The organism is Paenibacillus sp. Mc5Re-14 (genome assembly GCF_001049835.1).
Lineage (GTDB): Bacteria > Bacillota > Bacilli > Paenibacillales > Paenibacillaceae > Paenibacillus > Paenibacillus polymyxa_C.
Window position 1 is genome coordinate 3,614,268 of sequence record NZ_CVPD01000001.1, and the last position, 12,093, is coordinate 3,626,360.

Below are 12,093 nucleotides of genomic sequence, written 5' to 3' on the forward strand. Positions count from 1 at the left end.
TGCAAATAAGAGAGTATACTGAAGGGGAGCATGAAGTAAAAGAGGAGGATGGAGCTATGATTAACATCACCGATTCCGCTGCTGAACGCCTAAAAGAAATGCTGGAGCAGCAGGAAACGCCGAATATGTTTTTACGTCTGGGTGTTACGCCAGGTGGTTGTACAGGATTTTCGTACGCCATGGGCTTTGACGACAACGAGACGGATCAAGATATATATATGAATGTACAGGATATGAAAGTAGTCGTGGAAAAGGATAGTATCCGCTATCTGGACGGCCTGGAAATCGACTTTGAAGAGTCTGGTATGTCCGGCGGTTTCACGATTCATAATCCAAATGCTGTAGCTACATGTGGCTGCGGTTCAAGCTTCCGTACAGCTACAGATGCAGGAAAACCAAACGAAGAGCCTTGTTAATTTTTCGAATGGTGGTCTGAATTATTCCTAAAGATACACGTTTAGGTTACGGATAACGGCCTTTGTAACGAATTTTACTCGTTGCGAAGGTCGTTTTTGTGTTTAGGTTCATCTTTTGCATAGGAAATACCGATATAACATTGAGTCTGGAGAACTATTTTCTACGTAAATTTACCTAAAGGAAGTGGAAAAAGATGTTGAAAAAGAAATGGCTGATTACCCCTGTGGTTGCGGTGGCACTGTTGTTCAGTCAATCCGCAATGGCGGCAGTTACGTTTCCCGATGTGAATGCAAAATATGAATGGGCTGCCGAATCCATTCATTCGATGGTCGACAAAGGTGTTGTCAGCGGCTATACGGATGGGACCTTCAAGCCAGGCAAAACCATAACAAAAGCAGAATTTGTACATATGTTTCATAAACTTTTTCCAGAAGTCAATTATTCAGCGGGTAAATCTTCAGAGTTTGTAGATGCACGCAAGCACTGGGCGAATCAAGATTTTGCAGCTATATTCAACGGGGATTATGTATGGCCGTTTGCTGAAAGTGTAGGGGGCAAATATCCAAACTATCAATTCTATGTCAATCCTGACAAACCGCTGACCCGTTGGGATATGATGATGATTGCTTCTGTTCGAACAGATTATACCAATCAGACTCTTCATCCTGAGATTGCCGAAGTAATTTCCTCAGCTGCACAGTACAACGATATGAAAGTTCGTCAGGCAAATTACAATGACAAATTCTCAGCCTACTATCCGGTACTGTACATCGACACAACGGGAGAAGAGTACTCCTATGATGGAGATTTCCAGGATCAAAAGGCAGAAGCATTCTACACCCTTACCAAGATGGGCGTCCTTACCGCTGACAATGGATACCTTCGCCCAAAGGCACAGGTCACACGTGCTGAAGCTGTTACCCTTTTACAGCGTTTGTATGATGCTACAACCAAGTGACTTAACAAGACTGTAAAAATGAAGAGCGCTATCCCTAAAATGGTTAGTGCTCTTGTGCTTACACCGTGCCATTGATTTAATTACGAAGATTCTTGCCGTAGCTGCTCACCTGTCTTAGTCAGATTTAGCATCCATGGCGGATTCGCGACTAATCTTATTTTACCGTGCTACAATGCCCTGAGATGATCTTCAACGCACCATCTATATTGTGCCAAACGCGTGTATAGCACATTTCATCTTCAATGGGATCATTGCCTACCGTTCCTCGTAAAGAAACGCGGGTCACCGTAACGACAGTATCATCCAGCGGAATTACTGATTGATTAAGAACTTGAATATCCGTAAAATGTAAAACACCCGAACGGTGGGCTTCCAGATCTGCTTCTTTGTTTATTACTTGTCCAAAGTGATTCACAAATATAAGATCGTCATGAATTAGCTCGTTCAAGATCTGCACATCACTGGCCAGCATCGCCTTACGCAGTTTTTCCTCGTATTCGATGATTTGATTATTCTGCATATGAATAGACACCTCTTATAATAATGTTTCAAGTCATATTTAGGAAATATTATACACCTACCGAAATCCCGTGACCAATGCTCTATTGCTTCAAATCCGTAAACAGCTCCTGCGCGGTTCGCACAAATAACTGTACAGCAAGTGAAGCATTGTGTAGAGAGGGGATAGCGATACCAATTTGACGCGTGATCAGAGGCGTGGTTTCCTTGACGGTCAGATCATGGGGGAACGTAGATAAGGCGAGTGAAGAGACAATGCCCATACCTAGTCCTTGTCGGACCATGCTGACCAGCGTGCTGATATTGTGAGTAATAAATTGTGCTTGCAACTGACTTTGTTCGCGTTCAAACCCCTCCATAATGGCGACTTCATGTCCACCTTTACAAAAGATCATCTCCTGTTGATTCAAGTCTCGGATGGCGATTTTGTCGTGCGATTGAAAAGGATGACCGTCAGGCAAGAGAATAATCATGTCATCCTGACATAAAGGAATTACATCTACCTCAGGGTCTGGCAACAAGATGATTCCCGCTTCAATTTCTCTGGTATGCACCCACTCCTTGACCTCATTGGTAGAGCCTTCATGTAAATCGAAAACAAGGTTCGGATAGTGCTGACGGATATGATGAATAATGGGGGGCAGAAAATAGGCTGAGGCAGAAGGAAAGGCACCAATCGTGATTGTACCTACGTCCAAGCCTTTTTCAGCGGCCACCTGCTGCTGTACTTTTTCCATGCTTTGCAGCACCATGCGGAATTGCAGCAGCACCTTTTGTCCGATTTCTGTCAGGAGCACGCCTCTTTTTCGATCGCGCAGCAATAGCTGGACATCAAGCTCGTTCTCGATACTAGCGATGGCATGGCTGACCGCAGGTTGCGTCATATGCAGCTCATGGGCAGTTTGAGTAAAGTTTAGTGTTTCAGCTACGCGAACAAAGATCATAATCTGAGTTATAGTCATAAGTGAAAAGTTATCTCCCTTATTGAAAACATTCATTTTATTTATTAGTGACCACAGTATAAGCTAGTAAAGCAAAACTTTGCAAACGGCTATTCAGATTTTAGTCGTAAGCAATGCGCAATGAAATTTTAAGGAGAGAGACATCTATGAAAAAATTAACGCCTAAAGCTACGTTGTGGCTTGTCTTGATATTAGTGATGGTATGGGGGATCAACTGGCCGTTGACCAAGCTGGCTTTGCCAGATACGCCGCCGATATTTTTTTCGGGAATCCGCACGCTGCTGGGTGGTGTAATTCTGCTGTTGTTCGCTATACGTAACCGGGCAGGTTTACGACTTAGACAAAATGCGTGGACTTATCTTGTGCTGGCTATATTTAATATTGCAGGCTACTATGGCTTGCAGACGGTAGGGCTGCGTTATCTGCCTGCTGGGTTGTTCTCCACTTTAGTATTCCTTCAGCCGATCTTGTTGGGATTATTCTCCTGGTTGTGGTTAGGAGAGCGTATGTTTCCCCTGAAAGTCATTGGACTGGTACTGGGTTTTGGCGGAGTAATCGTGATTAGCTCAGGTGGAATGGCAGGTCATTTGTCTGTGCTGGGCATTGTGTTGGGGCTAGCCTCAGGACTGTGCTGGGCGCTCGGAACGATTTATATGAAGAAAAAAAGCAAACAACTGGACTCCATTTGGGCGGTGACGATGCAACTCATTCTGGGAGGGGTCCTACTCAATGGGATTGGGTTTACGACCGAGAAATGGGGCGATATCCACTGGACAGCCTCCTTTATCGCGATTCTATTATTTATTTCAATATTCGTGATTGCGATGGGCTGGCTGATTTATTTTAAGCTAATCGACAACGGAGATGCGGGAACCGTCGGCTCATATACGTTTATGATTCCGGTACTGTCCACGGTCTTTAGTATGGTCATGCTCAGAGAATCCCTCACTTTGACATTTGTAGTAGGGTTGGTGCTGATTGCAGGTAGTGTATATCTGGTAAATACAGCTTCTCCTGGGAAAAGAGCGAATCAAAGCTCGAAAGCTGATAAAACGAATTCCTGTACAAATGCTTAGAAAATATAGAATTAGGAAAAATATACTAGAATATCAGAGGGGAGAATAGTAAAATATGACTATATAAATAGAGAGGAAGTTTGGTATGGGAGAGTTAAGTGGTCATACTCAGACTGTGGAGCCGCAACCACAGTCTATTCGTAAGCTGGCAGTTGTAGCAACGGTCATTTCAGGAGTAGCTGTACTAGGCTGTATAGCCTTGGCGGTATGGAACTATAATCTGAATACGAAGGTCAATTCTTTAACTATAGCGAATGCATCGCTAAAACAGACAACACAAGCCTTAACCAAGCAACAAAATGATACAGAGGCGCTACTGGGAAAAGTTAAATTAGCAGCCAACCTGTCATCCATAACGCATCTGTTAGAGCAGACATCTGTCGTTACTGATGATTTTGTATTGGAAAAAGTGACTTTTAATGTGGCAGAGGATGGCAAGTTGAAGGGTGTGCTACTGAATGTGAACAACCAACCTAATCTCGGTTTTGGCGGTGCTTATCAAGGTTATGGCAAATATAATATGTCTTCTGCTGCATTGACGAAGAAGGCAGAGGAAGTCATCAACATAGCTATGAAAGAGTACAATACATCTGACAAGCTTCCGGTATGGGATAAGAATACGAAGGTGGAAATGACGGTTCAAAATTATCCGCTTGGTAAGCGGGAAGGCGGCATTTTTAAGCTCACTGGTCAGCAATAGGAAGGAACCTAACGTTAATCCGATGCTGGGCATTACAGATTTTTGTCCTATGGAATGTAAATTGAGCGGGGGAGCTAAGAAATGGACAGATACACACCTACAGCGAGGGAACGCTGGCAGATGAAACAGAGTGAGCCGCAGCCGCAAGGCTGGGTGCTCGCTCTATTTGGCTGGATTTTTTCAGGTTTGGGGTTCGTATTTAGTTTTTTTGTCATTGGAGGCTTACTTGGGCTTATCGGCCTTGTTTTCGGAATTTTGACTAGAAAGATGGAACAAAGAAACACGCAGGGCATCCTGATTATCGTCATCAGCTCCGTCGCCATTGGCATTGGCCTGTTGATTTTTATGATTTTTTTCGCGCAAGGTTTTGTAGAAGGTCTGAGAGAAGGCTATAATGAGCATTATTAGGTCAGGGAGGTAACACCATTGAGCGTCATTGTTTCACAGCAAATCTCAGCAACGGGTGTGAAGGAATATACGAAGGTGATCAAAACATTTGATTCCCCTTTTACACCTTTGGTTGGACAGAAAATCAGGGATACGGCATTTGGCGATATGCAATATTATGATGTCGAGGACGTATTTATTGATCTAGCGGAGAATGAGTACTGGGTAATTCTACCTGCCATTTTGCTGCATACAGATGATATTGAGGATATACGAGATGCTGTGCGTGAGTATCGTTCACACGGTTGGGAATGTACGAAACCTCTATAAATGCGTACTGCTTAAGCATCTACATGGAAACGTCTTTCTTTTGCCAGATAGGCGTTTTCTTGTGTATTTGTGTATAAACTATTCCTAATGATTGGCATGAAAAGAAAGAAATTATGCTGAAAATGCGCAAAAAGTATCATTTTTTATCATAAAACGACAAGTTGGGAAATGAAAACGGACTTAATGTGTTATACTTAGTATATCAAAGGACAAGAGTCTAAAACGACCGGTAAGGCCCTTTCTTTGAAGAGCCTCTGAAGGGTTCAACGTTTATCCAAAATAAATGGTCAAAAGGAAAAGGGGAAATGCTAACGTGAGAGTGAATTTGAAATTTACGAACAAAGGGCAAGTTGCAGTTGAGAAGTTCAACAATGAGGAGCTTATCGAAATCTTTAGCCGCTACATTAAAACGTTATGCAAGAAGTATGATATTTCGGTTACGGTACCTGAGGATCTGAATGAGCAGATTTTGGAAGAGGGCACCGTAAAGGTCGTGTTGGATAAGATTAATTGTGACATGGACGCTTTTTTCAAGGAGCTGAGTCGGGATATCAAGGTGCCGCTGGTCAAACGATTGGGTACCAAACTGGATAACGTGTTTAAGACCGAGGTCGTGGAGCAAGAACAGAGCTAAGAATAAGGATCAAGCGAGATCTCATGAAGATTTGCATCATGAATTGAAATCATAAAACCTCCCGAATGGGGCGCATGGCTAGGCAATGTGCTCGTTCGGGAGGTTTTATATGTTTAAGCTGCTTTATTCAGGAGATAACATGCGTGGCATGTCTGCCCCTTTTAACGTGTTGTTGTGGACGTAAGGCGCAGTTTGGCTAAATCAAACGAAGGCACCAGCCCTTCCTGCGCGGCGCGACCGAGCAAGGCTTCGATGGCGGCATAACCGCTATCGCCCAGATTAGCGGTAAAATCGTTCACATACAGGTCGATATGCGATTGGGCGACGTCAGGTGATAGCTCTTGCGCATGAGACAATACATATTCGCGCGAAGCTTCGGGATGTTTCCAAGCATATTCGACAGAGGCACGTATCCAGTTGGTGATCGCCTCCAGATCCAGCGTACGACGGGCAATAATAGCTCCGAGCGGAATTGGCAGTCCTGTATCTTCTTCCCACCAGTTCCCCAGATCAACTTGCTTGCTAAGTCCATAGGACGGATATGTGAAGCGTGCTTCATGAATCACCAATCCAGCATCTATATGTCCGTCACGGACAGCAGGCATAATTTGGTCGAACGGCATCACGACAATCTCGCCGACACCCCCAGGCACATGCTTGGCCGCCCATAGGCGGAACAGCAGATAAGCAGTGGAGCGTTCACTTGGAACAGCTACACGCTTGCCGGACAGGGCTTCCGGACCTTCGACGGTGGAACCTTCCTTGATCAGCACGAGCGGCCCACAACCCCGGCCCAGTGCGCCGCCACAAGGCAACAGGGCGTATTCATCCAGCACCCAAGGAAGTGCAGCGTACGAAATTTTCATGATATCAAGTCCGTCTGGTGTGATCGCCAGATTGTTGGTGATGTCGATATCGGCGAATGTAATGTCCAGCGCGGGTGCGCCCGGAATTAATCCATGAGCCAAGGCATGGAAGACAAAAGTGTCGTTAGGACAAGGTGAAAAAGCAATTTGCATCTATATAACCTCCGTTAATGTAGAAAATACGGCTTCCAACGCTTGCAAAGCCTCTTTGATTCGCCAGGCTGCACGGTCACGTGGACCAACAGCATTGGAAATCGTGCGAATCTCCATCATCGGCAGCTCGAACCTGTTGGCCGCCACGGCAACGCCGTAACCTTCCATCGCTTCGGCAGCAGCTCCGGGAATGCGTTTGGCTAGGCGTTCCGCTGTTGCCGCCGTGCCGGTGGCCGTCGAGACGGTCAGGATCGGTCCGGCGACGGCCGTCTGGCCAGCGTCACGCAGCGCCTGAACGAATCGCTGCGTGGTGGCAGCGTTCACGGCAATGCGGCTGGAGCCAAAACCCAGCTCGTCCACGCTGCTGAAACCCTCTGCCGTCTCAGCCCCCAGGTCGGCGGCAATAATCGCGTCAGCAACGACGACGCTCTCCAGTGCAGCGACCTCCACGAAGCCGCCCCCAATTCCGGCGCTAATGACTAGACGGTAATCGCCTGTAGCTAGTGCCAGCGCGGTTGAAGCCGCTGCGGACGGAGCGCCTACACCAGCCAGTTCGACCACAAAGCGAGTGTCGCCTTTCAGGCCGCGCAGCACAGCCTCCCGTTCGCCTTCAACCGCGGTCATGACCAGGATGCGCCCATCTGATGTTGTATGCTCCATGGGTTGATTCCCCTTTAAATTTAGGTAATATGCTTTCTTATCATACTGCTTTTCCAAACGATGTTCAAAAAAAAGTCGACAAAAAAAGCGCTCTATGGCGCTTTTTCGGAGAAACCTGCAAGATTCAACAGATATGAAAATTGGTAGTTTAAACATATAACCATTCTAATCTGGAAGAACAGCGCAGACATAGCATATAATAATTATATCGGCTGATCCTTCGTGATTAGCTGAAACATTGTGATATTGCGATCATAATGGCTTGGGGTCCCATTCTGATTGCGCACCCGAATCATCTCGCTGCTGAACAATTCGATATAACCACAGCCTATCTCACAGTACACGCCTGCAGGGTCTTCTTGCCAGACCGAAACGAGGTGTTGAGACAGCGCCGCGGTAAAAAATTCGATGTTTTTTTGCAGTACACGTGGCGTTTTCTTGGGTTCCATAACGTAAATCCTCCCTATATCATGCCATTTGAAAATCAGCAATTGAACGTGGCTACTAAGTGGCTATTAGACATCATAATGAACTTAAACAACTGAATAAGGTATTCTACTCTATGAAACAGACGTAAACACTGTACCGCTTAATGCTATTTTTGTAAAGCATCCGTTTGACCTTTTCGACATCCATTATGTGTTTACACACATTTTACATTGCGTTTACACTTCTGTGATGCTAGTGCGTTTCATCTAATAGTACAATAAAGGGTAACTATACTGCATGAAATTGATGGAGGCCATATGTTGATAGAGAGTCAGAAGAAGGATAAAGCCGGGTCAGAACGTTACTTTAACCGAGATTTAAGCTGGATTGAATTTAATCGCCGTGTGCTCCAGGAGGCTCAAGATGCAGATACACCGTTGCTGGAGAGAGCCAAATTCTTAGCAATTGTGTCCAGTAATTTGGATGAGTTTATGGCTGTTCGTGTTGCAGAGACGCGCGAGAAGATCAAGGCTGGTTTTATGCAAAAGGATTTTACGGGATATACCCCCTCCGGTTTGTACAAGCGGCTGATCAAGCGTACCGTCTCGATGGTATCCGAGCAATATCGAACCTATCGTGATATTTCTCGCCTATTGACGAAAAAAGGTCTTTTGCTGCTTGAATATAATGACTTAAATACGACACAGCGCAAGTCGCTGGATGCATATTTTCATGAAATTATATTTCCGGTGCTCACACCGATGGCGGTCGATCAGAGCCGTCCTTTTCCACTAGTTCACAATAAATACGTATATTTGGCAGTTGTCTTGAGACGTCCGGGAGATACGGAGGAGGATAAGCCGCTTTTTGCCATTGTGCAGGTGCCTTCCAATATTCCGCGTGTTGTTTCGGTGCCGTTACGTTCCAATAGCAAGAAGAAATCATTTATTTTAATTGAGGAACTGATTAAGCATCATATACAAACGCTGTTCTCCGGATATATACCCGAGGCGGTTCATGCCTTTCGGGTTACGCGTAACTCTGATTTGTCCATTAATGAAGAAGAGATCGAAGATTTGCTCGAAGAGATTGAAAAAGAGCTGCGTCGAAGACGGCGGGGAGCACCGGTCAGACTGGAAGTCGAGAAAGGGATTAACCCGTTTGCTCTGATGGAGCTTCAACGCGAATTCAAGCTGTTCGATCATGTATTTGAGATCGACGGGCCGTTAGATCTGACGTTTTTATCGTCTTTTGCCGATCATTTGGAGGGGTATTCGCATCTGAAGTTTCCGGCAATAAAACCATTGTATCCGGAAGAACTGCCTCCGCAAGAGGATATCTTTAACGTACTTCGCAAACGTGACGTGCTCGTGTACCATCCGTATGAATCATTCGATGCGGTAACTGATTTTATCATTGAGGCATCGGAGGACCCGGATGTAATGGCCATTAAGATGACCCTGTATCGTGTCAATGGAGAATCGAAGCTCATTCCGGCTCTGGCACGTGCAGCCGAATCGGGTAAGCAGGTGACGGTAGTGGTCGAGCTGAAGGCACGTTTTGACGAAGAACGTAATATTGCTTGGGCGCGTACGCTTGAAAAAGCTGGCTGTCATGTAGTCTACGGGTTGGTCGGCTTGAAGACGCACGCCAAAATTATTCTAATAGTACGCCATGAACGTAATGTGCTCAAACGATACGTGCATGTGGGAACTGGCAACTACAATGAAAGCACAGCTCGTGTATATACGGATATCGGGTTATTCACTGCGGATTCGGTGCTGGGTGAGGATGCCTCTGAGCTGTTTAATGAAATCACGGGTTTCTCGGCGCTCAAGACTCCGCAAGCTTTCACCGTAGCCCCGACGGGAATGAAAAATAAGCTGTTTGAGCTGATCCGCAGGGAAGCGGAGCACGCACTTGCAGGCAAGCCAGCGCGTATTATTGCCAAAATTAATTCTTTATCCAATCAGGAAATGATTGATGAACTATATGCGGCTTCTCAAGCAGGTGTAAAGATTGATTTAATCATTCGAGGGGTCTGCTGTTTACGCCCTGGCGTGGAGGGCTTTAGCGAGAACATTCGGGTTATCAGCATTGTCGACCGTTTCTTGGAGCATTCTAGACTGTTCTACTTTGAAAATGCAGGTCATTCGGAGCTATTCTTATCCAGCGCCGATTGGATGACTCGCAATCTGACTCGCCGGATTGAGCTGATGTGCCCGATTTATGACGACCGAATCAAAGAAATGCTGGTGGATATTTTACGTTTATCCTTGAAAGATAATGTAAAGGCGCGCCAGCTTTTACCTAATGGTAGCTATCAATTTGTAGCAAGAAACAACGAAGAGGCTCCCATTAGGAGCCAATTCGAAGCGATGAAGGTTAAAAACTGGAAGAAGGAAGAATGGACCACGACAACGTAAGATTCCAGGCCTTTTGAAAATCTTTTGCGACAGCCACCAGATCTCGTTGTTCCAGAATCGGTTCACTCCTGCTTTCCAGACGAATATGCAGCGCATCGTCTCCTGTCGTGGGATGGATGCTGGTGATGATGCCGGATTCGCTACGATCCATGCCGATTGCTAGCTGGAGCAGCGAGCCGAGCCGATGTACACGTTCTTCGTCGGAAGGCTCCAAAATATCTGCATGTGTACGCAGCAAGCGGGGGGTCCGATTTTTGGGGTGGTAATCAGCGATCAGCGCGGCTAGCACCGTTTCCCGGTGAGATAAACCGCCAATGCCTGCGTGCAAGATCCAGAACACGGAATGCTGGCGGAAATGATAGTAATTCAAGGCTGCGCCTGTTTTGTAAAGAGTTGCTGCAGTTAGTAACAAGCGTTTGTCCATAGCGATTGAGGTTCCCTCAGCTAAAGTGTCATAGAGCCGGACGGCGTACTCGTTAACCCGCTTGACATGCGCTTCGCTAACCGGGACAGCAAACGACAGGATATTGCGAATCGACGCGATGAGCGGATTAGCCACCACAGGTTGCTCAGCGTTGACTAGCTCATGAAACAGGCCGTCTCGCAGACCCGCTCCACTGACCAAATACGCGGAGCCTTGAGCAGCTTCAAAGATCGTTTTCAATATAATGAGCCCCGGTACGATAATGTCGGCTCTGTCTTTGGACAGGCCGGCTGTTTTTTTGCGTTTTTCATAGGGCAGATGAGGCAGACTGCTATAGAAATAATCGACATCTTCTATTGTCATTTCGTAATGGTGTGTCACAGGAAGCGAGTAATCCCGCCGTTTCTGATTGATTTTAGCCAAAGTACGGAGAGTTCCACCCAACCCGATAAACGGCAGACCCGGATTGGAGAAGATCCAATCATGGTTTTGCAGTGAAGAACGGACAAAGCTCTCCATTTCCTCAATCTGTCCAGGAGACCATTCGCCATTCTTGACCTCACGTCCAAAGCGCCAATTCATATTGACTGCGCCAAAGGGGAATGAAACTGTATGCAGTCGTGTCCGATCACGGAACAGCGTAATTTCGGTACTGCCGCCCCCGATGTCAATAATAATTCCGTCACTCACATTCATTGTATTCACTACGCCCAGAAAACCGGCATAGCCCTCTTGCTCCCCGCTCAGTATTTCCAATGTTAGATCTGTCTCTTCCGCAATCCATTGAACGATTTCGTCCGAATTCGCCGCATTGCGGATGGCCGCTGTTGCTGCTGCACGCATTCGGACAACCCCGTGCATACGGCACACTTCCATAAATTGGCGTAACAATGGAGCGATGCTGCGTATTGCTTCTCGTTCCATACGACCGTTGGCCCCAACCTTTTCGCTCAGCCGAGCAGCTTCTTTGCATTCCTGCACAATTCGATAAGCTCCTGTCTCTGTCATTTCATAGATCACGAGACGTATAGAGTTTGAGCCAATGTCCATGATGCCAATTTTGCTATTCATGAGTTGACCTCCTTGTTGAAAGAAACCATTTGCCAGCAAATTCAACTGCTCCGTTCTAAATGGTATTCAGATTATTGTCAT

14 protein-coding genes are annotated in these 12,093 nt (G+C 46.1%); 8 read left to right on the forward strand and 6 right to left on the reverse strand.

Annotated elements, in window-relative coordinates:
- Window positions 1-56 precede the first annotated feature (56 nt).
- Both BN1546_RS16395 and BN1546_RS16400 read left to right on the forward strand, forming a co-directional pair.
- Complete coding sequence (locus BN1546_RS16395; protein WP_013372906.1) at window positions 57-416, forward strand: HesB/IscA family protein; 360 nt, start codon at window positions 57-59, stop codon at window positions 414-416.
- Window positions 417-610: 194 nt separating this feature from the next.
- Entirely contained in the window at window positions 611-1,375 is a 765-nt protein-coding gene (locus BN1546_RS16400) for an S-layer homology domain-containing protein (protein WP_090738333.1), read from the forward strand.
- A 154-nt stretch (window positions 1,376-1,529) separates the two neighbouring features.
- On the opposite strand, the gene BN1546_RS16405 is transcribed toward BN1546_RS16400, so the two are convergent.
- Entirely contained in the window at window positions 1,530-1,895 is a 366-nt protein-coding gene (locus tag BN1546_RS16405) for a nuclear transport factor 2 family protein (protein ID WP_013372904.1), read from the reverse strand.
- An 82-nt stretch (window positions 1,896-1,977) separates the two neighbouring features.
- A complete protein-coding gene (locus tag BN1546_RS16410) occupies window positions 1,978-2,856 on the reverse strand; it encodes a LysR family transcriptional regulator (RefSeq protein ID WP_013372903.1) in 879 nt (292 codons plus the stop codon).
- 146 nt (window positions 2,857-3,002) lie between these two features.
- Here BN1546_RS16410 and BN1546_RS16415 point away from each other — a divergent pair, with 146 nt between their 5' ends.
- From BN1546_RS16415 to BN1546_RS16435, 5 genes are all read left to right on the forward strand, one after another.
- The gene (locus BN1546_RS16415; protein ID WP_090738335.1) at window positions 3,003-3,932 is read left to right on the forward strand and encodes a DMT family transporter; all 930 of its coding nucleotides are present in this window, start codon (window positions 3,003-3,005) and stop codon (window positions 3,930-3,932) included.
- Window positions 3,933-4,017: 85 nt separating this feature from the next.
- Complete coding sequence (locus BN1546_RS16420) at window positions 4,018-4,632, forward strand: hypothetical protein (protein ID WP_025674124.1); 615 nt, start codon at window positions 4,018-4,020, stop codon at window positions 4,630-4,632.
- Between the two features lie 81 nt (window positions 4,633-4,713).
- Entirely contained in the window at window positions 4,714-5,040 is a 327-nt protein-coding gene (locus BN1546_RS16425) for a hypothetical protein (protein ID WP_013372900.1), read from the forward strand.
- Between the two features lie 18 nt (window positions 5,041-5,058).
- Window positions 5,059-5,349 carry a hypothetical protein gene (locus BN1546_RS16430; RefSeq protein ID WP_025674123.1) on the forward strand — a complete coding sequence of 97 codons (291 nt, stop codon included), beginning with the start codon at window positions 5,059-5,061 and terminating at the stop codon, window positions 5,347-5,349.
- Between the two features lie 313 nt (window positions 5,350-5,662).
- Complete coding sequence (locus BN1546_RS16435; RefSeq protein ID WP_013372898.1) at window positions 5,663-5,983, forward strand: hypothetical protein; 321 nt, start codon at window positions 5,663-5,665, stop codon at window positions 5,981-5,983.
- Window positions 5,984-6,144: 161 nt separating this feature from the next.
- On the opposite strand, the gene BN1546_RS16440 is transcribed toward BN1546_RS16435, so the two are convergent.
- The 3 genes from BN1546_RS16440 to BN1546_RS16450 all read right to left on the reverse strand — a co-directional run bounded on the left by BN1546_RS16440 (window position 6,145) and on the right by BN1546_RS16450 (window position 8,111).
- Window positions 6,145-7,002 (reverse strand): 1,4-dihydroxy-6-naphthoate synthase, encoded by an 858-nt coding sequence (locus tag BN1546_RS16440; RefSeq protein WP_025674122.1) that lies wholly within the window; start codon window positions 7,000-7,002, stop codon window positions 6,145-6,147.
- A complete protein-coding gene (locus BN1546_RS16445; protein ID WP_058830421.1) occupies window positions 7,003-7,662 on the reverse strand; it encodes a futalosine hydrolase in 660 nt (219 codons plus the stop codon).
- Between the two features lie 203 nt (window positions 7,663-7,865).
- A complete protein-coding gene (locus BN1546_RS16450) occupies window positions 7,866-8,111 on the reverse strand; it encodes a hypothetical protein (protein ID WP_025674119.1) in 246 nt (81 codons plus the stop codon).
- Between the two features lie 297 nt (window positions 8,112-8,408).
- On the opposite strand from BN1546_RS16450, the gene ppk1 reads away from it, so the two are divergent.
- Entirely contained in the window at window positions 8,409-10,517 is a 2,109-nt protein-coding gene (gene ppk1, locus BN1546_RS16455) for a polyphosphate kinase 1 (protein WP_090738337.1), read from the forward strand.
- On the opposite strand, the gene BN1546_RS16460 is transcribed toward ppk1, so the two are convergent.
- On the reverse strand, window positions 10,477-12,012 hold the full coding sequence (locus BN1546_RS16460) for a Ppx/GppA phosphatase family protein (RefSeq protein WP_013372892.1): 1,536 nt from the start codon (window positions 12,010-12,012) through the stop codon (window positions 10,477-10,479). The genes ppk1 and BN1546_RS16460 overlap by 41 nt on opposite strands.
- Window positions 12,013-12,093: the final 81 nt, after the last annotated feature.